General features: G+C 71.6%; 26 protein-coding genes and 1 pseudogene. 21 read left to right on the forward strand and 6 right to left on the reverse strand.

The genetic code is table 11. The features are described 5' to 3' along the window. The first annotated feature begins 18 nt into the window (after positions 1-18). The 4 genes from E1J50_RS08630 (at position 19) to E1J50_RS08645 (ending at position 2,580) form a co-directional block, all read left to right on the forward strand. Positions 19-579, forward strand: a complete 561-nt coding sequence (locus E1J50_RS08630; RefSeq protein ID WP_132252484.1) for a sigma-70 family RNA polymerase sigma factor — start codon at positions 19-21, stop codon at positions 577-579. A 12-nt stretch (positions 580-591) separates the two neighbouring features. Beyond that, positions 592-1,290 carry a hypothetical protein gene (locus tag E1J50_RS08635; protein ID WP_132252486.1) on the forward strand — a complete coding sequence of 233 codons (699 nt, stop codon included), beginning with the start codon at positions 592-594 and terminating at the stop codon, positions 1,288-1,290. A 119-nt stretch (positions 1,291-1,409) separates the two neighbouring features. Beyond that, on the forward strand, positions 1,410-2,072 hold the full coding sequence (locus E1J50_RS08640) for a transglutaminase-like cysteine peptidase (RefSeq protein WP_132252488.1): 663 nt from the start codon (positions 1,410-1,412) through the stop codon (positions 2,070-2,072). Between the two features lie 184 nt (positions 2,073-2,256). Then, complete coding sequence (locus E1J50_RS08645; RefSeq protein WP_132252490.1) at positions 2,257-2,580, forward strand: hypothetical protein; 324 nt, start codon at positions 2,257-2,259, stop codon at positions 2,578-2,580. Between the two features lie 10 nt (positions 2,581-2,590). Here E1J50_RS08645 and E1J50_RS08650 read toward each other — a convergent pair whose 3' ends face one another. Further along, the gene (locus E1J50_RS08650; RefSeq protein ID WP_132252492.1) at positions 2,591-3,121 is read right to left on the reverse strand and encodes a Ros/MucR family transcriptional regulator; all 531 of its coding nucleotides are present in this window, start codon (positions 3,119-3,121) and stop codon (positions 2,591-2,593) included. A gap of 554 nt (positions 3,122-3,675) precedes the next feature. Between E1J50_RS08650 and E1J50_RS08655 the strand changes: the two genes are divergently transcribed. Further along, positions 3,676-5,148, forward strand: a complete 1,473-nt coding sequence (locus E1J50_RS08655; RefSeq protein ID WP_132252495.1) for a methyl-accepting chemotaxis protein — start codon at positions 3,676-3,678, stop codon at positions 5,146-5,148. A gap of 166 nt (positions 5,149-5,314) precedes the next feature. Here E1J50_RS08655 and E1J50_RS08660 read toward each other — a convergent pair whose 3' ends face one another. Further along, on the reverse strand, positions 5,315-5,584 hold the full coding sequence (locus E1J50_RS08660; protein ID WP_132252497.1) for a phosphopantetheine-binding protein: 270 nt from the start codon (positions 5,582-5,584) through the stop codon (positions 5,315-5,317). Positions 5,585-5,869: 285 nt separating this feature from the next. Between E1J50_RS08660 and E1J50_RS08665 the strand changes: the two genes are divergently transcribed. The 4 genes from E1J50_RS08665 (at position 5,870) to E1J50_RS08680 (ending at position 9,841) form a co-directional block, all read left to right on the forward strand. Next, positions 5,870-7,069 (forward strand): acyl-CoA dehydrogenase family protein, encoded by a 1,200-nt coding sequence (locus E1J50_RS08665; protein WP_132252499.1) that lies wholly within the window; start codon positions 5,870-5,872, stop codon positions 7,067-7,069. A gap of 33 nt (positions 7,070-7,102) precedes the next feature. Further along, positions 7,103-8,035, forward strand: a complete 933-nt coding sequence (locus E1J50_RS08670) for an amino acid--[acyl-carrier-protein] ligase (RefSeq protein ID WP_132252502.1) — start codon at positions 7,103-7,105, stop codon at positions 8,033-8,035. A gap of 8 nt (positions 8,036-8,043) precedes the next feature. Beyond that, a complete protein-coding gene (locus E1J50_RS08675) occupies positions 8,044-8,967 on the forward strand; it encodes an alpha/beta hydrolase (protein ID WP_132252505.1) in 924 nt (307 codons plus the stop codon). A gap of 70 nt (positions 8,968-9,037) precedes the next feature. Continuing rightward, entirely contained in the window at positions 9,038-9,841 is an 804-nt protein-coding gene (locus E1J50_RS08680) for an enoyl-CoA hydratase (RefSeq protein ID WP_132252507.1), read from the forward strand. 7 nt (positions 9,842-9,848) lie between these two features. Here the strand turns inward: E1J50_RS08680 and E1J50_RS08685 are convergent, their stop codons facing one another. The 3 genes from E1J50_RS08685 to E1J50_RS08695 are packed head-to-tail and all read right to left on the reverse strand — an operon-like array spanning position 9,849 to position 12,247. Then, positions 9,849-10,583: an SDR family NAD(P)-dependent oxidoreductase gene (locus E1J50_RS08685; protein ID WP_132252509.1), complete on the reverse strand. Its 735-nt coding sequence runs from the start codon at positions 10,581-10,583 to the stop codon at positions 9,849-9,851. A gap of 16 nt (positions 10,584-10,599) precedes the next feature. Beyond that, positions 10,600-12,003, reverse strand: a complete 1,404-nt coding sequence (locus E1J50_RS08690) for an AMP-binding protein (RefSeq protein ID WP_132252512.1) — start codon at positions 12,001-12,003, stop codon at positions 10,600-10,602. After that, positions 11,990-12,247 carry a phosphopantetheine-binding protein gene (locus E1J50_RS08695; protein ID WP_132252514.1) on the reverse strand — a complete coding sequence of 86 codons (258 nt, stop codon included), beginning with the start codon at positions 12,245-12,247 and terminating at the stop codon, positions 11,990-11,992. The genes E1J50_RS08690 and E1J50_RS08695 overlap by 14 nt, the downstream gene beginning before the upstream one ends. 220 nt (positions 12,248-12,467) lie before the next feature. Here E1J50_RS08695 and E1J50_RS08700 point away from each other — a divergent pair, with 220 nt between their 5' ends. The 12 genes from E1J50_RS08700 to E1J50_RS08755 all read left to right on the forward strand — a co-directional run bounded on the left by E1J50_RS08700 (position 12,468) and on the right by E1J50_RS08755 (position 20,787). Further along, the gene (locus E1J50_RS08700) at positions 12,468-12,668 is read left to right on the forward strand and encodes a hypothetical protein (protein WP_132252516.1); all 201 of its coding nucleotides are present in this window, start codon (positions 12,468-12,470) and stop codon (positions 12,666-12,668) included. A gap of 77 nt (positions 12,669-12,745) precedes the next feature. Beyond that, positions 12,746-13,465 carry a hypothetical protein gene (locus E1J50_RS08705; RefSeq protein WP_132252519.1) on the forward strand — a complete coding sequence of 240 codons (720 nt, stop codon included), beginning with the start codon at positions 12,746-12,748 and terminating at the stop codon, positions 13,463-13,465. Between the two features lie 3 nt (positions 13,466-13,468). Beyond that, entirely contained in the window at positions 13,469-13,933 is a 465-nt protein-coding gene (locus E1J50_RS08710; protein ID WP_132252521.1) for a hypothetical protein, read from the forward strand. Between the two features lie 354 nt (positions 13,934-14,287). Further along, the gene (locus tag E1J50_RS08715) at positions 14,288-14,506 is read left to right on the forward strand and encodes a hypothetical protein (RefSeq protein ID WP_132252523.1); all 219 of its coding nucleotides are present in this window, start codon (positions 14,288-14,290) and stop codon (positions 14,504-14,506) included. A 598-nt stretch (positions 14,507-15,104) separates the two neighbouring features. Continuing rightward, positions 15,105-16,145 (forward strand): sulfate ABC transporter substrate-binding protein, encoded by a 1,041-nt coding sequence (locus E1J50_RS08720; RefSeq protein ID WP_132252525.1) that lies wholly within the window; start codon positions 15,105-15,107, stop codon positions 16,143-16,145. A 10-nt stretch (positions 16,146-16,155) separates the two neighbouring features. After that, positions 16,156-17,010 carry a sulfate ABC transporter permease subunit CysT gene (cysT, locus tag E1J50_RS08725; protein WP_132252528.1) on the forward strand — a complete coding sequence of 285 codons (855 nt, stop codon included), beginning with the start codon at positions 16,156-16,158 and terminating at the stop codon, positions 17,008-17,010. Then, complete coding sequence (gene cysW, locus E1J50_RS08730; RefSeq protein WP_132252530.1) at positions 17,003-17,884, forward strand: sulfate ABC transporter permease subunit CysW; 882 nt, start codon at positions 17,003-17,005, stop codon at positions 17,882-17,884. The genes cysT and cysW overlap by 8 nt, the downstream gene beginning before the upstream one ends. A 31-nt stretch (positions 17,885-17,915) precedes the next feature. Beyond that, positions 17,916-18,941 carry a sulfate/molybdate ABC transporter ATP-binding protein gene (locus tag E1J50_RS08735; protein WP_245516495.1) on the forward strand — a complete coding sequence of 342 codons (1,026 nt, stop codon included), beginning with the start codon at positions 17,916-17,918 and terminating at the stop codon, positions 18,939-18,941. A 74-nt stretch (positions 18,942-19,015) separates the two neighbouring features. Further along, positions 19,016-19,276, forward strand: a complete 261-nt coding sequence (locus E1J50_RS08740) for a type II toxin-antitoxin system HicA family toxin (protein WP_132252532.1) — start codon at positions 19,016-19,018, stop codon at positions 19,274-19,276. Continuing rightward, positions 19,263-19,487 carry a type II toxin-antitoxin system HicB family antitoxin gene (locus tag E1J50_RS08745; protein WP_132252534.1) on the forward strand — a complete coding sequence of 75 codons (225 nt, stop codon included), beginning with the start codon at positions 19,263-19,265 and terminating at the stop codon, positions 19,485-19,487. Before E1J50_RS08740 ends, E1J50_RS08745 begins: the two co-directional genes overlap by 14 nt. After that, on the forward strand, positions 19,484-20,521 hold the full coding sequence (locus E1J50_RS08750) for a cysteine synthase A (RefSeq protein WP_132252551.1): 1,038 nt from the start codon (positions 19,484-19,486) through the stop codon (positions 20,519-20,521). Before E1J50_RS08745 ends, E1J50_RS08750 begins: the two co-directional genes overlap by 4 nt. A 110-nt stretch (positions 20,522-20,631) precedes the next feature. Next, complete coding sequence (locus E1J50_RS08755; RefSeq protein ID WP_109889843.1) at positions 20,632-20,787, forward strand: DUF3309 domain-containing protein; 156 nt, start codon at positions 20,632-20,634, stop codon at positions 20,785-20,787. A 9-nt stretch (positions 20,788-20,796) separates the two neighbouring features. Here E1J50_RS08755 and E1J50_RS27205 read toward each other — a convergent pair. Further along, positions 20,797-21,061 (reverse strand): annotated as a pseudogene (locus E1J50_RS27205) (serine protease); the annotation flags it as partial.

A 21,061-nucleotide genomic window follows, 5' to 3' on the forward strand; every position in this document is an offset into this window, starting at 1 on the left:
ACGAACCGGGGAGCACGGATGAGGGACATCCCGGACGCGGACCTCGTCGCCCGCATCGCCCGGGGCGACCGGGCCGCGATGCAGGCGCTGTACGCCCGCCACGCCACTGCCGTGTACCGGTTCCTGGTGCGCCTCCTCCGGGATGCGGCCGGCGCGGAGGATCTCGTGAGCGACGTGTTCTTCGATGTCTGGCAGCAGGCCGGCCGCTACGAGGGCCGCGCCAGCGTCACGACCTGGATGCTGTCGATCGCCCGCTTCAAGGCGCTCTCGGCCCTGCGGCGGCGCCCGCACGCGGCGCTGGACCCGGAGACGGCCGAGGCCGTGCCCGACGAGGCCGACACGCCCGAGACCGTCCTGCAGAAGGCGGGAAAGTCGGAGGCCCTGCGCCGCTGCATCGCGGCCCTGTCCGCCGAGCACCGGATGGTGGTCGATCTCGTCTACTATCACGACCTCTCCGTCGAGGAGGTGGCGCAGGTCCTCGCCATACCCGCGGGCACCGTGAAGACCCGCCTGTTCCACGCGCGCAAGCGCCTGTCCGAGCACCTGCTCGCCGCCGGCATCGACCGCGGCTGGCCCTGAGGTGATCCGCCCATGCCCTCCACCCCGAAGACGCCCCCCGAGCCGGACGACCTCGACCTCATCCTGCCCTGGCGGACGACGGGCCGCCTCGACCCCGCGGATTCGGCCCGCATCGAGGCGGCGCTCGCCCGCGATCCCGACCTCGCCCGCCGGCTCGCGATCGCCGAGGCCGAGCGGGACGAGACGATCGCGGTCAACGAGGCGATCGGCGCGCCCTCGCGGGCGGCCCGCGACGCGCTCTTCGCGCGGATCGACGCGGATCTCGCGGCGCAGGCCGGGCGGAGCCCGCGGGGCTGGCTGGCGCGTCTCGGCGAGGCCCTGTCCGGCCTCTCCCCGCCGGCGCTGGCCGGCCTCGGCCTCGCCGCCTGCCTCGTGATCCTGGGGCAGGCCGGGCTTCTCGCCGGCGCGCTCCTGCAGGAGCGGGGCGGTCCCGCCTACGAGACGGCCTCGCACGGCGGCGGAGGCGCGGCCGGGGCGGGAAGCCACGCCCTCGTCGCCTTCGCGCCCGGGGCGAGCGCCGCGCAGATCGCCGAGGCCCTGCGCGAGACCGGCGCGGTCATCGTGGACGGCCCGCTCCCGGGGGGCGTGTTCCGGATCCGCCTCGCGACCGGGCGGCTCGATCCCGCGGCCGTCGAGGCCGCCCTCGACAAGCTCCGGGCGAGGCCGGGCCTCGTGCAGCTGGCTCTGCCCGAGGCGGTGCCCGCCCGCTGACACCGGGGCACGGCCGCCCTGCGTTACGCACAGCATTAACCCAATCTTAACCGGCCGATTGCGGGCGGAGCCGGGCCGTGAGACGTTCGTTAATGAAAGCTTAACGGATGGGCTCGGCGATGCGGTTCGCAGGTCTGAAGCAGCGGATTACGGTGTCGGCCCGGCGCGGGCTCGGGCGCTGCGCCCTGGCGGGGCTCGCCCTCGCGGCTCTCGCCGCACCGGCGGCGGCCCAGAGCTACGCGGCCCTGCCCTCGGTCCCGAGCGCGGCCGTCGTGGCCGGCGATGCGCGGCCGATCTCGGCCTGGGTCACCTTCTGCCAGGGCTACGCGGCCGAGTGCGCCGTCGACCGCAGCGAGCCCGCCTCCATCGCCCTCACGCCGGGGATCTGGAACACCATCGTCTCGGTCAACCGCCGGGTGAACAAGGCGGTGCGCGCGATGACCGACATGGACCACCTCAACGTCCCGGACCGCTGGGACATGGCCGAGGACGGCATCGGCGATTGCGAGGACTTCCAGCTCCTCAAGCGCCACATGCTGGCGGAGGCCGGACTGCCCCGCCGGGCCATGCGGATGACCGTGGTGATCGACGAGAAGGGCGAGGGCCACGCCGTCCTGACGCTCATCACCGACCGCGGCGACTTCATCCTCGACAACAAGACGAGCACCGTCCTGCCCTGGCGGCAGACCGGCTACGCCTTCATCAAGCGCGAGAGCCAGGACGCGATCGGCTGGGTCTCCCTCGGCCGCACGCCCTCGCCGACCATGACGGCCAACCGCTAGCGCCGTCTCGAGGGGGGTGGAGCCCGGACCGCGCGAGGACCGGGGGCCGCATCGGGGCCTTCTTCCTGATCCGGGGATCCGCGAGGAGGCTCGAGTCCCGATCCGGGACGGGGTGGAGCGGAGTGCGTTCAGGCTTCGTCAAGCACGAGGCGCGAGGCTGGCAGCGTTCCGGAGCCTCCCGCCCATGACGCCACGCTTCCTCGCATGCTCCGTGCTGGGAGCCTGGCTCGCCGGAGCGTTTCCGGCCGGTGCGGGCGACGCGGCCGATCGTCATCAGGCGTGGCAGGGCTGCCTGCATCGCAGCTTCACCGTGCAGGCCGCGCTCACGAGCCGGACGCTCGCCGCGGACGCGGCGTTGCGCGCCTGCAAGGATGCCGAGGCCGCCTACCTCTCGGCGCTCGGGACATCGCCGCTGCTCGACGGCGACGACGTGGCCCGCGTGCGCCCCGCCCTCCTCCTGAGGGCCAGAGGCTGGCTCCTGCGCCGGAACGGCCCGCGGACCCTCTAGGAATCGATCCTCAGGCTGCGGCCACGGCCGCCTTGCGGCTCGCCCGGCTCTTGCCGGCCCCCGGGGGGCGGCGCGCGCCATCGGTCGCCACCGGCTCGGCCTCCTCCGGCGACGCCTCCAGGCCGAGCCGGCCCGGCTGGCCGAGGCCGAGGCTCTTGGCGAGGGCGGAGCGCTGCGCCGAGTAATTGGCCGACGTGGTCGGATAATCGGCCGGCAATCCGTAGCGCTCGCGGTAGCTGTGCGGGTCGAGCCCGTGCTTCGTCAGGTGCCGCTTCAGCGTCTTGTACGACTTGCCGTCGATGAAGCTGATCAGGCCGTCCGGCCGGATCGACTTGCGGATCTGAGCCGTCGTCGGCTTCTCGACCACGTCGGCCTCGACCTTGGGCGTGCCGTCCGCCAGGCTCTTCAGTGCCTCGTGGACGCTCGCGATCAGAGCCGGAAGATCGGCAGTGGGAACGGAATTGTTCGAGACGTAAGCGGAGACCACATCAACAGTGCGCTCGATGCCGACACTGTGCGGTGCTGGTGCAACCTCAGACATGTTCACGATCCTCGACGCTGAATCCCCTCCGCAGCGCAAGTTATGACGATGCGCGGGGAAGGCAAGGACAAATGTGTAACTACTTCCCAGATGAACACCGTCAGAGCGTGAATTCAAGCGCGATCTCGCGAAAGGACCGCGACCTCTATCTCAAAGCAAGCCAGCAACGTTGCCCGATTTATGAGCGAATGTTGTGCTTCGTACAGTTCGAAGCCTGGAGTGCGGCGGGAGTTGTGCTCGAAAAGAGGTCGAACCGGCACGAGCCCCACCTGAATAGGGCAGGATTTGCGAGGCGCCCGCGCCCCATCCGGGCCGCTCCCGGCGAGCGTCCGCAAGCGTACTCTCGTCCCCGTCCCTCGGGTGTGGCCCGTCACCCGCACACAACATCAAGCGACGTCATGATCATCTCGAAATCGGGCGAGAATCTGCGCTGCAAGATGAACACAGGAACGTCATGAAACCTGATCACGTTTTTGTGAAACGATGTCATTTAAGAGATTCTTAGTCACTGAAGGCGAAACATCTTATCCACGAATGGATTAGGGGGGATCGCCATGAGGTTCGGCGGATCTGATCACGCGGCGATATTGACTGCGCTCGATCAGTCCCAAGGCCGAATCGATTTCGATCTCGACGGGACGATCCTGTCCGCGAACCCGATCATGCTCGCCCTGCTGGGTTACGATCTCGCCGAGTTGAGGGGCCGCCACCATAGCCAGCTGGTGCCGGAGGCCGAACGGACGAGCGAAGAGTATCGCGCCTTCTGGAATGCGCTGCGGGCCGGCCGGTTTCAGGCCCGCGAGTTCAAGCGGATCGCGAAATCCGGGCGCGTCGTCTGGATCCAGGCTTCCTACAACCCGGTCGTCGATCGTCGCGGGCGCGTCGTGAAGATCGTCAAGGTCGCGGCCGACGTCACGGAGCGCAAGCTGCGCGACGCGATCACAGAGGGCCAGATCGCGGCCCTCCATCGCTCGCAGGCCGTGATCCACTTCACCCTCGACGGAATGATCACCGACGCGAACGAGAACTTCCTCGCCACGATGGGCTACAGCCTCGACGAGGTGCGCGGCCGGCATCACAGCCTGTTCGTCTCCGAGGCTGAGCGGGCCTCCCCGGCCTACGCCGCGTTCTGGCGGGCGCTCGCGGCCGGGCAGTATCAGGCCGGCGAGTTCCAGCGGTTCGGCAAGGCCGGACGGGAGGTCTGGATCTTCGGCGCCTACAACCCGGTCCTCGACGCGGAGGGCAGGCCCTGCGCCGTCGTCAAGTTCGCCACCGACGTGACGCGGCAGGTCGCCGACCGGAACCGGCGCGTCGCGGGCCAGCAGGCGATCGATGCCGATATCGACGCGATCATGCGGGCGATGACCGATGTGGCCCGCCAAGCCCGGTCCACGACCGAGACCGCGGGCCAGACCTCGGGCAACGTGCAGGCCGTCGCCGCGGGCACCGAGGAATTCGCCGCCTCGATCGAGGAGTTGAGCCGGCACGCCAGCGAATCGAAGGCCGCCTCCGACGAGGCCGTGCGCCGGGCGGGAGAGGCGGGCAGCATCATCGCGAGCCTCACCTCGGCCGCCGACAAGATCGGCGAGGCGGTCACCCTGATCCGCTCGATCGCGGACCAGACGAACCTTCTCGCGCTCAACGCGACGATCGAGGCGGCCCGCGCCGGCGAGGCGGGGCGCGGCTTCGCCGTCGTCGCGGCCGAGGTGAAGGCGCTCGCCAACCAATCCTCGCGCGCCACCGAGGAGATCGCCCAGCAGATCGGCGCCGTCCAGTCCGCGACCGCGCAGGCCGTCGAGTCGATCGAGGGCGTGACGCACACGATCGGCTCCCTGAGCGAGATCTCCCTCAGCGTCGCCTCGGCCGTGACCGAGCAGGCCGCAGTGACCCGCGACATGTCGGTGAACATGCAGAACGCCGCCGACAGCGTCGGCATCGTGCGGGGCAGCATGGAGAGCATCGCGGAGGCCGCGGACGCGGTGGATGCCTCGGTGCGCAAGGTCGCCGCCGCCCGCGCCCTCGCCTGAGGCCCCTCACCGGAGCCGCCTCCGCCGGGGCGGGATCCCGGACGATCGGGCTCGACGTCTCCATGCCCCGTTTCGAAGCCGCGCCCGGTCGCGGCGGGCCCGATCACGGCCTCCTCCCGGCTTGGCGCGCCGTCGCCGCTGTCGTCCGGTTTCGGCGGAACGCGTCCTAATGCGTTCCGGCGCGCACCGCCTCGACCATGCGGGAGATGGCCTCGACCGAGTGGAAATTCTGCGGGCTGAGGCAGGCTGGCGGGATCAGGATGTCGAATTCCGCCTCGATCGCCAGCATCAGGTTCACGAGGTCGAGGGAGGTCAGGCCCACATCGACCAGGGCGTCGCTCGGCCGGAACGCCCGGGCGCCCGCATGCTGGGCCGCGATCTCCTGGGCGAGCGCCATCGCGCGGTCGGCCACCTCGGTCGATTCGATCTGTGACATGCTGGTCTCGCAATCCTGGAATGCTGCGGTTGTGAGCATTCGGCACGAATGTTCACGTGCGATGCCCCGATGTGTGTTGAATAGGTCTCCGGTGGCCGAGGATCAATAAGGCCTCAAATTTAACGATAATTCTCGTTAATTCGGTTCTGGGCCGATCTCAGTAGTTTTCGAGGATCTCCATAAGGGTGTCTTAGCGGTAGCCGTACTTACGTTCTCCCGAACGGCGGCCCGCACGCGACCGGTCGCGAATCGGGCCGTGAGGTCTGCGACGGCGCGAGAGGTTCCATGACGATCCAGCACGGCCATGCGGCCGCCTCCATCGAGAGCGGGAGCGACCTGCAGGCGCGGGCTGCCGCCGCAGCGGCCGTCGCGGCCCTGCACGCCGAGGCCGTGGACCGCGACGCGCGCTTCCCCGCCGAGGCCGTGGAGGCGTTGCGCGCCGTGCGGCTCCTCGGCGCCGGCATCCCGATCGCGCTCGGCGGCGAGGGCGCCACCACGCAGGATCTCGCCGAGATCGCCTACGCGCTCGGCCGCGCCTGCTCCTCGACCGCCATGATCTTCGCGATGCACCAGACCAAGGTCGCCTGCCTCGTCCGTCACGGGCGGAGCGAGCCCTGGTGCGAGGGCGTGATGCGCCGCCTCTCGGCCGAGCAACTCCTCCTGGCCTCCTCGACCACCGAGGGCCAGGGCGGGGGCAATGTCCGCTCCTCGGCGGCCGCGATCGAGCCGGACGGGGATTTCGTGACCCTGGAGCGTGCCGCGACCGTGATCTCCTACGGGGCGGAGGCCGACGGCATCGTCACCGTGGCCCGCCGCTCCGCGGACGCCGCCGCCTCTGATCAGGTGCTCTGCGTCTTCCTGAAGGAGGACTACACCCTGGAGCGCCTGAGCGGCTGGGAGACGCTCGGCATGCGCGGCACCTGCAGCGCGGGGTTCCGGCTGCGCGCCCGCGCGAGATCCGAGCAGGTGCTCGCCGCGCGCTACCAAGAGATCCACGGCCAGACCATGACCCCGGTCTCGCACATCCTCTGGTCAAGCGCCTGGGCCGGCATCGCGGCTGGCGCGGTGGACAAGGCCCAGGCCTTCACCCGCACCGCGGCCCGCGGGGCCGGAGGCCAGGCGCCGCCCGGCGCCGTCCACTACGCCCGCGCCGTCTCCAGCCTGCGCCAGGCCCGCGCCCTGATCGCCCAGGCGATCGACCTGTTCGCCGATGCGGGCGAGGATCCGTCGCGCCTCTCCGCCCTCGACGTCCAGACGACGTTGACGATGCTCAAGGTCGAGGTCTCGGAACTCGCGGTCGCCGCGGTGTCGAGCGCGCTGCGCGCCAACGGCCTCGCGGGCTACCGGCAGGACGGCGCGTTCAGCGTCGGTCGCGCGCTCCGCGACATCCTCTCGGCGCCGGTCATGATCCACAACGACCGGATCCTGGCGAACCTCTCCACCCTCACCCTGATGTCCCCCGTCGCCGCCTCCCTGCGGGACTGACCGGCCAGGAAATCGCTCACAGGAGCCGCCCACATGAACATGAAGGTCATGGACGTGCCGGCCGCGCCGCCGGCGCAGGACCCGCTCGACGCGCTCTTCGACGCGATGTTCCGGCCGATGAACGCGCAGGGCGTCTACGCCCGCACCGGCGCCTACGAATCGGTCGTCGAGGCGCTCGCCGCCCTGATCTCCTCGAAGCGCGACGCGGAGACGGAGGTGTTCCGCTTCCCGCCGGTGATGAGCCGGGCGCATCTGGAGCGCCACGGCTACCTGAAGAGCTTCCCGAACCTGCTGGGCTGCGTCTCCTGCCTCGAGGGCAGCGAGGCGGAGATCCGCGCGGCGGCCGACCTGCACGCGGCGGGCGGCGACTGGACGGCGGAGCTCGCGACCGCCGATCTCGTGCTGACCCCGGCCGCCTGCTACCCCGTCTACCCGATCGCCGCCGCGCGCGGGCCGGTGCCGGCCGGCGGCTACCGCTTCGACGTCGCCTGCGACTGCTTCCGCCGCGAGCCCTCGCCGCATCTCGACCGGCTGCAATCCTTCCGCATGCGCGAGTATGTCCGCATCGGCACGCCGGAGCAGGTGCGCGACTTCCGCGAGCGCTGGATCACCCGCGCCACGGCGCTCGCCGACGACCTCGGCCTGCCCTACCGGATCGAGCAGGCGAGCGACCCGTTCTTCGGCCGCGTCGGGCAGATCATGGCCTTCAGCCAGCTGGAGCAGTCGCTGAAATTCGAGCTGCTGGTGCCCCTGCGCGGGGAGGCGGCGGGCACGGCCTGCATGAGCTTCAACTACCACCGCGAGCATTTCGGCACGACCTGGGACCTGCGCGACGCGGCGGGCGAGCCGGCCCATACGGGCTGCGTCGCCTTCGGCATGGACCGGCTCGCGGTGGCGCTCTTCGCCATCCATGGGGGCGACGTCGCGGGCTGGCCGGAGAGCGTGCGCGCCGCCCTGCGGCTCTGACGCGTCGCGTGACCCTCGACCCGCACGCCCGGCGCTTCCTCGACATGATCGCCATGGGCGGCGTGGCCGAGCCGGATGTGGCCGGGCGGCGCGCCTCCCTGCGCAGCCTCGCCCGGCTCGCCGCCCGCGGGGCGGAGCCGGCCGAGACCCGCGACCTGATCCTGCCCGGCCCCGGCGGACCCCTCCACGCCCGGCTCTACGTGCCGGCGGGCGCCGAGGCGGCCCCCAGCGCCGGGCTCCTCTTCTTCCATGGCGGCGGCTTCGTCGCGGGCGACCTCGACACCCATGACGGGATCTGCCGGGCGCTGACGGCGGCCTCCGGCTGCCGCACCGTCTCGGTCGCCTACCGGCTCGCCCCCGAGCACCCCTTTCCTGCCGCGGTCGAGGACGCGCGCGCGAGCCTCGCCTGGGTCGCCGCGCATGCCCCTGCGCTCGGGATCGATCCGGCGCGGCTCGCGGTCGGCGGCGATTCGGCCGGGGCCGGGCTCGCGGCGCGCCTCGCCCAGGAGGCGCGGGAGCACGGGCCGGCGATCGCCGCACAGATTCTCCTCTGCCCCGTCCTCGACGGGGTGGGGGAGGGGGCCTCCCGAGCCGACTACGCCAGCGGCTACTTCCTCGACGCGGCGACGATCGCCCGCGACGTCGAGGCCCTCGGCCTCGCGGGCCTGGACCTAGCCGACCCACGCCTGTCGCCGCTCCGGGCGGCCTCCCTCGCCGGCCTGCCGCCGGCCATCATCCACACCGCCGAGTACGACATCGTCCGCGACGACGGCACGGCCTACGCGGCGCGCATCGCGGAGGCGGGCGTGCCCGTCCGCCACACCTGCCATCGGGGCATGATCCACTTCTTCTACGGCCTCGGCGGCCTCGTCCCGGCGGGCCGGCCGGCCCTGGCGGCGATCGGGCGGGACCTTGCCGAGGTGGTCGGCTGAGGCGCGACCGCACGACGCCCGCATGCTACCTCTTCGGGGCTTAGGGTTCTGCCCGCCCCGGAGCCGTCCGATGTCTGCCGCCGCATTCGCCGCCTCCCCCGAGCCGCCCCTCCTCCTGCGGGAGGACCGGGAGGGCGTCGCGATCCTCACCCTGAACCGGGGGGCGGCGCGCAATGCCCTGTCGCTGGCGCTGATGGAGGCGCTGCTGACGGCGCTCGAGGGGATCGGGGCGGATCCGGGGGTGCGGGCCGTCGTCCTGAGGGGGGCGGGACCCGCCTTCTGCGCGGGGCACGACCTCAGGGAGATGCGCGCGAATCCGGGCCGCGAGGCGGTCGATGCGATCTTCGCTCGATGCACCCGAACGTTGATCGCGATCATCCGGCTGCCGCAGCCGGTGATTGCGCAAGTACACGGCATTGCCACCGCCGCGGGCTGCCAGCTCGTGGCGACCTGCGACCTCGCGGTGGCCTCGGAGGAGGCGCGCTTCGCCACGCCCGGGGTCGAGATCGGCCTGTTCTGCTCGACGCCGATGGTGGCGCTGTCGCGGGCGGTCCCGCGCAAGGCGGCCCTCGAGATGCTGCTCCTCGGCGAGCCGATCGGGGCGGCGGAGGCGCTGCGCATCGGCCTCGTCAACCGGGTGGTGCCGAGCGACGCGCTGGAGGCCGCGACCCTCGCGCTGGCCCGGGCCATCGCGGAGAAGCCGCGCCGGGTCGTCGCCCTCGGCAAGGCGGCCTTCGCGCGCCAGGTCGAGCTCGGCCTGGAGGAGGCCTATGCCGAGATGGGCCGGGTGATGGCGGAGAACATGATGATGGCGGAGGCCGCCGAGGGCATCGACGCCTTCCTGCAGAAGCGGGCGCCGCGCTGGCCCGGGTGAGCCCGGCTCAGGCCGTGTTGCCCGCGTCCACCGTCAGCACCGTGCCGGTGACGTTGCGGCCGCCCGGCCCGAGCAGGTACTCGACGGCGTGGGCGACGTCCTCGGCGCCCGCGAGGCGGCGGAGCGCGGAGCGGCGCACGATCCGCGCGCGGCCCTCCGCGCCGAGCCCCTCCGTCATCTCCGTGTCGATGAAGCCCGGCGCCACCGCGTTGACGGTGATGCCGAGATGCCCGACCTCGCGGGCGAGCGACTTGGTGAAGCCGACGAGGGAGGCCTTGGTCGCCGCGTAGACCGAGAGGCCGGAATAGCCCGTCGCCGCGATGATCGAGGCGACGTTGACGATGCGCCCGCCCCCGTCCGCCATCATGCCCCGCACCACGAACTTGGTGAGCATGATCGGCGAGAGGGTGTTGAGCCGGATCAGCGCCTCGATATGCGGGTTCTGCATCGTGGCGAGCAGCCCCTCGGTGCCGAGGCCGGCATTGTTCACGAGGCCGTGGAGCGTGCCGAACGCGCGCCGGGTCTCGCGCACCAGCGCCGGCAGCGCCTCGATGTCGGAGAGGTCGGCCGCGCGGAAGCGGATCGAGCCGGTCTCGGCCGCCCGCGCCGCCTCGCTCGCCGCGAGCAGCCCCTCGGATTCGCGCCGCGCCACCGCGATCACGTCGTGGCCGCAGGCGGCGAGCCGGGTCGCGATGGCGAGCCCGAGGCCGCGGCTGCCGCCGGTGACGAGGACGTTGGGCATCGGGGTCTCTCCCGGCTCAGGCGGGGCGCCGGGCGAGCTTGCCCGCAGCCGTGACGTCGAGGCGGGGCACGATCCTGAGGAGCGCCGGCACCTTGTGCGGGCTGAGCTCGGCCCGGCAGGCGGCGAGGATCTCCCGGCGGATCGCCTCGGGCGGGCCGGAATCCTCCGCCTCGTCGAGGACGACGCTCGCCTGGACGATCGAGCCGGTGATCGGGTTGCGCCGGGCCTCGACGAGGGACATCCGCACCCGGGCGTGCCGGTTGATGACCGCCTCGATCTCCTCCGGGTGCACCTTCAGGCCCCCGACATTGATGATGCCGCCGCGCCGCCCCACGAAGTGGTAGCGGGCCGCCCCGTCGACGACGCGCTCCTCCACCATGTCGCCCGTGTCGACGAAGCCCTCGGCATCCGCGAGCGCGAGCCCGTCCGAGCCGACATAGCCCGAGGCGGTGCGGCGGGAGCGGATGCGCAGCGACCCGTCGACGACCCGCATCTCGACCTCGCCGGGCCGGCCGACGAAGTCTTTCGGGAAGCCCTCGAGCCCGTCCGTGACCTCGAAGCCGACGCCGGCCTCGGTCGAGGCGTAGGCGTGGCCGATCGAGGCGCGGGGATAGGCGTCGCGCAGGCCGTCGAGCACCGCCTGGTCGGCGATCTCGCCCGAGAGGCGCAGATAGGCGGGGTCGATCAGGCCCCGGGCCGGGCTCATCAGCACGCGCCGCCAGTGCGAGGGCGTGCCCGAGACGTGGGTGACGCCGTGGTGCCCCAGCCGGGCGAGATGGTCCGAGACCGGCTCCGCGCCGCCGCCCGAGAGGACGAGGGAGCCGCCGCCGAGGATCCCGCGCAGGAAGATCTGCAGGCCGCCGTAGCGCCGGATGTCGTAGAAGGTCGCCCAGACCGGCGGCGCGTCCCCCACGGGGCGCGGCCGGATCGCGGCGGTCAGCCCCGCGAGATCGTGGCGCACGAGCTTGGGCACGCCGGTCGTGCCGGAGGTGAGGAGCAGCCATTCCGTCGCCCGCTCGAATTCGGGCTCGCGGGCCGCGGGCACGGGCGGCCAGGCGCAGTCGATCAGCGGCAGGGCGTCGAGGCCCGGCAGGGCGGAGCGCGGCCGGTCGGTCAGGAGGCAGGTCGCGCCCGCGCGCTCCGCGATCACGGGCAGGTGCTCGGGGGCGAGGTCGGGCGGGCACAGCACCACCGCCTCGGCGAGGCCGTCGACGGCGATCAGCGCGAGCCCGGCGAGGAACTGGTCCCCCATGACGAGGAGGACCCGCTGCCCGCCGACGTCGCCGTTCAGGCAGCTCAGGTCGAGGAGGTCGGGCAGCGCGACGCCGTGCGCGATCCCCTCGAGCCGACGTGGCGTGCCCGGCGCGCTCGTGCCGCGCGCGAGGGCCTCGCGCAGCGAGCGCGGCTCAGGCCGCTTCATCGACCTGCGCAGCCTCGTAGAGGGCCACGAAATCGCCGAGGGTGACCGGAAACTCGATCTCCTCGGAGGCGGTGAAGGGATCGGCGCCCAGCTCGTCCTCCAGGCGGCTCACTAGGATCGCGAAGCAGAGCGAATCGAGGCCGGATTCGAGCAGCACGAGGTCGTCGGTCAGGGGAGCGAGAACCTTCTCCTGCTCCGCCGCAACCTGTTCGATGGCCTCGATGATGATGAACCGTGCAGACATCCCGAAATCCTCGAAAACTCCAGTCCGGGACGGTAAGAGTGGGACTGTGCTGCTTCAAGCCGAACAGCGGAATATGGTGAAGAGCTGAAAGTGTTGACGAATACAGTAAATGCCGGAGTCGCGGCGGCCGCTCCCCGCCTCCGGGCCCGCCCGGTTACGGGGCGTTAACCATGCCCGGGCCATCCTGCGCCGACGTGGGTTCTCAGGACGGGCCGGGGCCATGCTCAAGATGCCGACGGATCGGAAGCCCGAGGCGCGGCGCCCGACGCTGAGCGCCGGCGTGCGCCGCCATCTCGGCTTGAGCCTGCAGGCCTTCTACGCGGACGCGCTCTCGGCCCCCGCGAGCCCGCGCCTCGAAGCCGTCCTCGCCCGATTCCTGCGCCGGCCCGAGATCGTCGCGCCTCCCTCGACGGAATATTGAGCGAGGGCGCTTTGTGAGCGGCGCACGATCCGCCTATCCTGCCGCCGTCGCGTCACGAAGGCAGGGCGGTTGAGGACATGGCGGCAGGCGCGACGAGCGACCGGACGGCCTCGAGGGCCTACGCCTTCGAGCGTGCCATCGAGGCCCTGCGAGCCGACATCGCCGCCGCCGGCGCCCACATGGTGATCGACGCTCAGGCCCGCGCGACCTACGACCGGCTGATCAGCCGGCTCGCCGCCGAGATGCGCGCCGACGTCCAGCAGGGCCGGTTGACCTGGGAGGCGGCGGCCGAGCGCGCGCGGGGCCTGCGCAACGCCACCATGGAGATCATCCGCTCGCGCAGCACGCCGGTCGGCCGCGCCTTCGCCGAGCAGCTCAAGCGCGAGGGGCTGACGCTCAACGAGCTGATCGCCCGGAAGACGGTGCGGCTCTTCGGCGAGCGCGCCGATTTCAACCGGCTCGATGTGAGCCAGCGCAACCAGGTCTTCGCCGAGATCGTGGACTCGGCCGGGCGCTCCAACCCGCGCGTGACCGGGATGATGCGCGGGATCTCCCGGGCCGGGCGCGCCCTGCTCGTCGTCTCCGTCGCGGTCGCCGTCTACAACATCGGCACCGACCCGGACCATTGGGCGGCCGCGCGCCGCGAGGGGGCGATCCTCGGCGGCGGCATCGCCGGTGGGGCCGCCGGGGGAGCCCTGGCCGGCCTCGCCTGCGGGCCCGGCGCGCCCGTCTGCGTCACGATCGGCGCCTTCGTCGGCGGCACCGCGGCCGCCCTCGGCGTCGGCCTGCTGTTCTGACCGATGCGCTTCCTCGGCACCGATCGGGTCCGCCACGCGGCCCTCGGCCCCGCGCAGCCGGGCCGGAGCTCGGTCGCGGTGGCAGGGGCCGCCGGCGAGGTCGAGGGTCTCGTGCTCGAAGCGGTCGCGCTGCTCGACGCGCAGGATCCGATCCCGGGCTATCTCTTCTTCCTGACCGACGACGTGCCCTTCGAGGACGCGCTCTCGATCACGCTGACCGATCCGGCCCTGCGCATCCTCGACACCGCCCGGCTCGGCGGCGCCTACGCCACCGGCGCGTGGCGCGATCCCGCCATCGACGGGCCGGGCCGGCTGAGCTTCCGCTTCATCGACGAGAAGCGGTGGCGGCTGAGGGTGCTGCCGAGACCGGGGCCGCGCCTGCCCTTCCTGAGCGAGCCGCGCGGCGTCCACCGCCCCCTCGGGCTGACCCGGCACTTCGTCCTCGCGGCCGGGCCCGAGGGCGGCTGATCGCGGGCCGGGCGCGGCCGCCCGGCGTCAATCCAGCGCGACGGCGACGAGGGAGAACAGGCCGGCCAGCATGAGGTTGCCGGCAAGGACGAGGGCGATCACGGTCATGGCGTCTGGGGCTCGGCTCGGATGTCAGGCCAGGGGTGCGGCACCGTACGGTGCACCCTGCTTGTAGGGGCAACCGGTTCACGATGCGCCCACACCGGCCGGATTTCCCCATCTCGCGCGCGATAAGGTTGACGGCGATGCAGGACGGCCACGCTTGCCCGCCGCCGCTTGCCTCCTGTGCCGAACCGGGACAGTGTGGCCGCGGTTGCGCGCCGCGCGACCGCGGCCCTGACCCCGGAGGGAGCGATGGCTCTGGTGACGATCGGCGAAGCGCTGAGCGCGGCCTCCAGCCTGTTCGGCCTCAACGCGCTCCGCACCGGTCTCCCGCCGCTCGGCGCCGCTCCCGGCGCCGACGACCTCGCGGACGATTCCGACGCGGACCCCCTCGCCGCGGACGCGATCGACGAGGGCCTGTTCGAGGCGGTCGAGGCCGCCCTCAGGGACGCGGGCTACCTCCCGGCCTGAAACGACCCGCGAGGACGCCCCAAGAGTCTGCTCCAAGGGTTCGCTCCACGCGGACGCCCCGCGGTCCCGGGTTCCGCGATCCCGCCTCGGCTGGGCCGCCGAGAGGGCGGCGGATTCCTGCGTGGATTCCTGCCCTGGGGAGCGCGCCGGACACCCGGTCCGCGGCCTGAGGAAGCGCCCCTGCACGGCCGATTCGATTGCATTGCCGGAAACGCAACCACAGGTCGAGACGACCGGCCGATGTCTACCGCAGTGCAGCAACCGGCAGGTCGGTGACCCGGCCGGTGCGGGCCTATGCCGGCCCTTGTCCCGTCATGAGAGGGCGGCGAAGCACGCAGATCTCCGAAGTGTTCTTTCTATAGAACATCGGCCCTGCGATAAATTTGTTCTCCGGTCGGACCACATAAGAGAAGGCGCTCGCTGATACGCTCTGATATGATGCGTCTTCGGGGAAGGTCGTCGCGTGAGGCCCCGCCTCCGCGGCTTGACAATGTTCGATAAAACGAACGACAAGCTGAGGCGTGCCGTGCGGTGCAGCGACCGGATCGTCGTCGCGCATCCCCCGGCCCCGACGTTTCCAGAGGACGACACGATGCAGATGCCTGTGACGAGAGCCGCACGCCCGGTCCACCGCATCCGGAGCCTCCTGCTCGCGGCCTGCCTCGCGCCCGCGCTCGGCCTCGCGTCCCCGGTCCTCGCCGAGACGGCGCTCCTCAACGTGTCCTACGATCCGACCCGGGAACTCTACCGGGAGGTGAACGCGGCCTTCGCCGAGGAGTGGAAGGCGAAGACGGGCGAGGCCATCACGGTGCGCGCCTCCCACGGCGGCTCGGGCTCGCAGGCCCGCACGGTGATCGACGGGGTCGATGCCGACGTGGTGACGCTCGGCATCCCCTCCGACATCGACGCCATCGTCAAGCTCACGAAGAAGATCCCGGCCGATTGGCGCGACAAGCAGCCGAACCAGGGCCTGCCCTACACCTCCACGGTGGTGTTCCTCGTCCGCAAGGGCAACCCGAAGGGCGTGAAGGACTGGAACGACCTCGGCAAGCCCGACGTGAAGGTGATCACGCCGAACCCGAAGACCTCGGCGGGCGGGCGCTGGAACTTCCTCGCCGCCTGGGGCTACGCCTACAACCAGGACAAGGATGTCGAGAAGGCCAACGCCTTCGTCGGCCAGATCTACAAGAACGTGCCGATCCTCGACACGGGCGCGCGCGGCTCCACCGTCACCTTCGCCCAGCGCGGGCTCGGCGACGTGCTGCCGACCTGGGAGAACGAGGCCTTCCTCGTCCTGCAGGAATTCGGCGCCGACAAGTTCGACATCGTGGTGCCGCCGACCTCGATCTACGCCGAGCCGCCGGTCGCCCTCGTCGACGCCAACGTCGACCGGAAGGGCACCCGCAAGGCGGCCGAGGCCTATCTCGCCTTCCTCTACACGGACAAGGCGCAGGCGATCTTCGCCAAGCACCGCTACCGTCCCCTCAAGCGCGAGGCGGCGGACAAGGCGGATCTCGCCTTCCTGCCGGACGTTAAGCTCTTCAAGATCGAGGATCTGCAGGGCAACTGGGACGACATCCAGAAGAAGAACTTCGACAACGGCGGGCTGTTCGACCAACTGAGCAAAGCCGGGCGCTGAGGGTCTTCCCATGGTCGCGACGCCTCCTCGGCGGTTCCACTTCCGCCGTCCCAGCGTGATCCCGGGTTTCGGGCTCACCTTCGGCTACGCGCTCACCTGCCTCAGCCTCGTGGTCCTGCTGCCGCTCGCCGCCCTGGTGGCGCGGGCGTCGGGCCTCGGCCTGTCCGGCATCTGGGATGTCGCCCGCGACCCGCGGGTGGCGAGCGCCCTGCGCCTCAGCTTCGGGGTGTCGCTGCTCGCGGCGCTCACGGCCTCGGTGTTCGGCTTCGTCGTCGCCTGGGTGCTGACCCGCTACGACTTCCCCGGCCGCCGGATCGTCGACGCCGCCGTCGACCTGCCCTTCGCCCTGCCGACGGCGGTGGCCGGCATCGCGCTGGCCTCCCTCTACGCGCCGAACGGGCTCGTCGGCGCGCAGCTCGCCAAGGTCGGCATCCAGGCGGCCTACACGCCGATCGGGATCTTCATCGCCATGGTCTTCATCGGCCTGCCGTTTGCCGTGCGCACGGTGCAGCCGCTGATCGCCGAGATCGACAAGGAGGTCGAGGAGGCCTCCGCCACCCTCGGGGCCAAGCGCCTGCTGACGCTGACCCGGGTGGTGCTGCCGCCCCTGATCCCGGCGGTGCTGACGGGCTTCGCGCTCGCCTTCGCCCGCGGCGTCGGGGAGTACGGCTCGATCATCTTCATCGCGGGCAACCTCCCTTTCGTCTCCGAGATCGCGCCGCTCCTCATCGTCATCAAGCTCTCCGAGTTCGACTACGCGGGGGCGGCCGCCATCGCCACGATCATGCTCGGGATCTCGTTCCTGACCCTGCTCGTCATCAACCTGATCCAGGCCTGGAGCCGGCGGAGGTTCGGCTATGTCTGAGGGCATCACGCTCGAAGCGGCGGCCGCGCCCCGCCCGCGCAGCGTCATCTCCGAGGGGCGGGGCGTGCGCTGGCTGCTCACCGGCATCGCGATCCTGTTCCTCGCGCTGTTCCTGGTGCTGCCGCTGCTCACCGTCTTCGCGCAGGCGCTGGCCCGCGGCTGGGCGGCCTATTTCGAGGCCTTCGCGGAGCCCGACGCGCGCTCCGCGATCCGCCTGACGCTCACGGTCGCGGCGATCAGCGTGCCCTTCAACCTCGTCTTCGGGGTGGCGGCGGCCTGGGCCATCGCCAAGTTCGAATTCCCGGGCAAGAGCCTGCTGATCACCCTGATCGACCTGCCCTTCTCGGTCTCGCCGGTCGTCTCGGGGATGATCTACGTGCTCGTCTTCGGCTCGCAGGGCCTGTTCGGGGCGTTCTTCATCGAGCACGGCATCCAGATCATCTTCGCGGTGCCGGGCATCGTGCTCGCCACGATCTTCGTCACCTTCCCCTTCATCGCCCGCGAACTGATTCCGCTGATGCAGGAGCAGGGCACGGCGGAGGAGGAGGCGGCCCTCACCCTCGGGGCCTCCGGCTGGCACGCCTTCCGGACGGTGACGCTGCCCAACATCCGCTGGGGGCTCCTGTACAGCGTCCTCCTCTGCAATGCCCGCGCGATGGGCGAGTTCGGCGCCGTCTCGGTGGTGTCCGGCCATATCCGCGGACTGACCAACACGCTCCCGCTCCACGTGGAGATCCTCTACAATGAATACAATTTCGTTGGCGCGTTCGCCGTCGCCTCCCTCCTCGCCGGACTCGCCCTCGTCACCCTCGTCATCAAATCCGTCCTGGAATGGCGCTACGCCGGGGACCTCGCGGCCGGCGGCCGGCACTAGCGGCGCGCTGGACCGGGCCGGATCCACGGCGATCCGGGTCGAGGGCCTGTCGAAGACCTTCGACACGGCGGCCGTCCTGCACGATTTCCACCTCGACGTGCGGGCGGGCGAGTTGCTCGGCCTCCTCGGCCCCTCGGGCTCGGGCAAGACGACGCTCCTGCGCATCATCGCGGGGCTCGACTTCCCCGACCGCGGCCGCGTCCTGTTCGGGGGCGACGACGCCACCGGCCTGCCGGTGCAGCAGCGGGCGGTGGGCTTCGTGTTCCAGCACTACGCCCTGTTCAAGCACATGAGCGTGGCCGACAACATCGCCTACGGGCTCAACGCCCGGAAGCGCTCGGAGCGGCCGGGCAAGGCCGAGATCCGCAAGCGCGTCGGCGACCTCCTCGACCTCATCAAGCTGTCGGGCTTCGCCGACCGCTACCCGTCCCAGCTCTCGGGCGGCCAGCGCCAGCGCATCGCGCTCGCCCGGGCGCTCGCCGTCGAGCCCCGGGTGCTCCTCCTCGACGAGCCCTTCGGGGCGCTGGACGCGCAGGTGCGCAAGGACCTGCGCCGCTGGCTGCGCGAGATCCACGACCGCACCGGCCAGACCACGATCTTCGTCACCCACGACCAGGACGAGGCGCTCGAACTCTCCGACCGGGTCGCCGTCCTCGACAAGGGCCGCCTGGAGCAAGTCGGCACCCCCGACGAGGTGCAGGACCGGCCGGCCTCGGCCACGGTGCTGAAGTTCCTCGGGGATTCGGTCGAGTTCGAGGCCATCGTCGAGGGCGAGCGGGTCCTCGTGGACGGGCGGCCGACGCCCGCCGTCGCGCCCCGCGGGGTGATCGGCCCGGCGCGGCTCTACGTGCGGCCCTGGCAGCTCCAGTTCGTCGATCCGGCCGAGGCGCATCTCTCCGGCACGGTGCGCGCCTCCCATCGCAGCCAGGGCCGCCAGCGGGTCGAGGTCGAGCGGCCGGACGGGCGCCTCGTCGTGGTGGAGGATTTCGACGGCGACCGCTACGCCGCGGGCCGCCCGGTGGGCCTGCGCATCAACGGGGGCTACGTCTTCGCCTGAGCGGCCTTGCGGAACGGCGCGACCATGAGACGATCGTCCCAGATCAGACACGCGATTCGGGGGAGCGATCCGGCGTGGGACAGGCCGAGAAGCGCCTCGACCGGATGCGCCGGAACCCGGTCGGAGACTGGACGATCGAGGACATCGCCATGATCTGCCGGGCCTATGGCATCGATTGCGTTCCCCCGGCCCGGGGGTCACATTACGACCTCTCGCATCCGAGCGAGGCGGCGATCCTGACCGTGCCGGCTCGCAGGCCGGTGCGACCCCATTACATCAGGGCCTTCGTCGCCTTCGTGGATGCGGTAAGAGGGGCGCAAGATGCTGGTGCGTGACTACTTTGTGGAGATCGGCCGGGCTCCTCCCGAGGAAGGTGGGTACCTGATCGCCACCGTTCCGGATCTGCCCGGCTGCACGTCGGACGCTGACGATTGGGACAGCGTCGAGGCGAACGTGGCGGATGCCATCGACACGTGGATCGCCGCGGCGCGGCGGCTCGGGCGGCCCGTTCCGCCGCCCGCCACGATCTCGGAGAAACGAGCCTGACCCATCCCCGACCCGACGTCCTCGCCGCCATCGGCGGCACGCCGCTCATCCGCCTGCGCCGCGCCTCCGAGGAGACCGGCTGCACCATCCTCGGCAAGGCGGAATTCCTGAATCCCGGCCTCTCGGTGAAGGACCGGGCGGCCCTCGCCATCGTGCAGGACGCGGAGGCGCGCGGGCTGATCCGGCCCGGCGGCACCATCGTCGAGGGCACGGCGGGCAATACCGGCATCGGCCTCGCCCTGGTGGCGAGCGTGCGCGGCTACCGCACGCTCATCGTCATCCCCGAGACCCAGTCGGAGGAGAAGAAGCAGACCCTGCGGCTCGCGGGCGCCCGCCTCGTCGAGGTGCCGGCCGTCCCCTTCGCCAACCCGAACAACTACGTCCACGTCGCCCGCCGCCTCGCCGAGCGGCTCGCCGCCACGGAGCCCGCCGGCGCCTTCTTCGCCGACCAGTTCGACAACGTCGCCAACCGCCGCGCCCATGCCGAGGGGACCGGCCCCGAGATCCACGCGGCGACGGAGGGGCGCATCGACGGCTTCGTCTGCGCCGCCGGCACCGGAGGGACGCTCGCCGGCGTCGCGGAATCCCTCAGGGCCCGCAATCCCGACGTGCGGATCGCGCTCTCGGACCCCGAGGGCTCGGCGCTCCACGCCTATTACACGACCGGCACCCTCAAGGCCGAGGGCTCCTCGATCACCGAGGGGATCGGCCAGGGCCGGGTGACGGGCAACCTCGACGGGTTCCGGCCGGACCTCTCCTTCCGCATCCCGGACGGGGAGGCGCTCGAGATCGTGTTCCGGCTGATGCGCGAGGAGGGCCTGTCGCTCGGCGGCTCGTCGGGCATCAACGTGGCCGGGGCGATCCGGCTCGCCCGCGAACTCGGTCCCGGCCACACGATCGCGACCATCCTGTGTGACGGCGCGGCCCGCTACGCCTCGAAGCTGTTCAACCCCGCCTTCCTGACGGAGCGGGGCCTGCCGGTCCCGGACTGGCTCTCGGCCCCCGCGGACCCGCTGCCGGACTGGCGCGCCTGAGCGAAAAAGACGATTTCTGTTGAGGCTTCACACGAAGCTTGAACAGAAATCATCCCTGCGACGTTGGAACGGTCAAGCTCGCGCCTCGCGGGCCGCGGAGACCGCTTTCCATGACGCTGACCACCATCCTCCTCATCATCCTGATCCTGATCGTCCTCGGCGGCGGCAATTTCCTCGGCGGCGGCGCCTACCGGGGCCCGAGCTTCGGCCTCGGCGGCCTGCTCGTCATCATCCTGATCGTGCTCCTCGTCACCGGCCGGGTCTGACGGCGCGGCTCAGCGCGGGCAGGTGATCGCCACGACGGCGCTCGCCACCGGCGCGGCGGCGGCGCCGAGGCTCGCCGCCGCGCCGTCCGGCCCTGCGCCGGACCCCGCGCCCGGCCGAAGGCCGTTCTCGGCGAGAAATGCCGCGACGGCGGAGCCCGCCACCAGCGGATAGCTCGTCGGCGGCACGATGCCCGCGACGAGGCGCGGCGAGGCGGGAAACCGGGCGACCAGGCCGGCGAGCCGACCGGACCGGTCGATCGCGGGGGCGCCCGCC

Origin of the sequence: Methylobacterium segetis (assembly GCF_004348265.1) — a bacterium.
GTDB classification, from domain to species: Bacteria; Pseudomonadota; Alphaproteobacteria; order Rhizobiales; family Beijerinckiaceae; genus Methylobacterium; species Methylobacterium segetis.

Bases quoted from the DNA above. Each gene is read 5' to 3' on its own strand.
- E1J50_RS08695 (WP_132252514.1), bottom strand. From the start codon at position 12,247: ATGTCTGCACGGTTCATCATCATCGAGGCCATCGAACAGGTTGCGGCG.
- E1J50_RS08655 (WP_132252495.1), top strand. From the start codon at position 3,676: ATGAGGTTCGGCGGATCTGATCACGCGGCGATATTGACTGCGCTCGAT.
- cysT (WP_132252528.1), top strand. From the start codon at position 16,156: ATGGTCGCGACGCCTCCTCGGCGGTTCCACTTCCGCCGTCCCAGCGTG.
- E1J50_RS08685 (WP_132252509.1), bottom strand. From the start codon at position 10,583: ATGCCCAACGTCCTCGTCACCGGCGGCAGCCGCGGCCTCGGGCTCGCC.
- E1J50_RS08640 (WP_132252488.1), top strand. From the start codon at position 1,410: ATGCGGTTCGCAGGTCTGAAGCAGCGGATTACGGTGTCGGCCCGGCGC.
- E1J50_RS08690 (WP_132252512.1), bottom strand. From the start codon at position 12,003: ATGAAGCGGCCTGAGCCGCGCTCGCTGCGCGAGGCCCTCGCGCGCGGC.
- cysW (WP_132252530.1), top strand. From the start codon at position 17,003: ATGTCTGAGGGCATCACGCTCGAAGCGGCGGCCGCGCCCCGCCCGCGC.
- E1J50_RS08705 (WP_132252519.1), top strand. From the start codon at position 12,746: ATGGCGGCAGGCGCGACGAGCGACCGGACGGCCTCGAGGGCCTACGCC.
- E1J50_RS08635 (WP_132252486.1), top strand. From the start codon at position 592: ATGCCCTCCACCCCGAAGACGCCCCCCGAGCCGGACGACCTCGACCTC.
- E1J50_RS08650 (WP_132252492.1), bottom strand. From the start codon at position 3,121: ATGTCTGAGGTTGCACCAGCACCGCACAGTGTCGGCATCGAGCGCACT.
- E1J50_RS08745 (WP_132252534.1), top strand. From the start codon at position 19,263: ATGCTGGTGCGTGACTACTTTGTGGAGATCGGCCGGGCTCCTCCCGAG.
- E1J50_RS08715 (WP_132252523.1), top strand. From the start codon at position 14,288: ATGGCTCTGGTGACGATCGGCGAAGCGCTGAGCGCGGCCTCCAGCCTG.
- E1J50_RS08755 (WP_109889843.1), top strand. From the start codon at position 20,632: ATGACGCTGACCACCATCCTCCTCATCATCCTGATCCTGATCGTCCTC.
- E1J50_RS08720 (WP_132252525.1), top strand. From the start codon at position 15,105: ATGCCTGTGACGAGAGCCGCACGCCCGGTCCACCGCATCCGGAGCCTC.
- E1J50_RS08665 (WP_132252499.1), top strand. From the start codon at position 5,870: ATGACGATCCAGCACGGCCATGCGGCCGCCTCCATCGAGAGCGGGAGC.
- E1J50_RS08680 (WP_132252507.1), top strand. From the start codon at position 9,038: ATGTCTGCCGCCGCATTCGCCGCCTCCCCCGAGCCGCCCCTCCTCCTG.
- E1J50_RS08700 (WP_132252516.1), top strand. From the start codon at position 12,468: ATGCTCAAGATGCCGACGGATCGGAAGCCCGAGGCGCGGCGCCCGACG.
- E1J50_RS08630 (WP_132252484.1), top strand. From the start codon at position 19: ATGAGGGACATCCCGGACGCGGACCTCGTCGCCCGCATCGCCCGGGGC.
- E1J50_RS08710 (WP_132252521.1), top strand. From the start codon at position 13,469: ATGCGCTTCCTCGGCACCGATCGGGTCCGCCACGCGGCCCTCGGCCCC.
- E1J50_RS08670 (WP_132252502.1), top strand. From the start codon at position 7,103: ATGAACATGAAGGTCATGGACGTGCCGGCCGCGCCGCCGGCGCAGGAC.
- E1J50_RS08660 (WP_132252497.1), bottom strand. From the start codon at position 5,584: ATGTCACAGATCGAATCGACCGAGGTGGCCGACCGCGCGATGGCGCTC.
- E1J50_RS08645 (WP_132252490.1), top strand. From the start codon at position 2,257: ATGACGCCACGCTTCCTCGCATGCTCCGTGCTGGGAGCCTGGCTCGCC.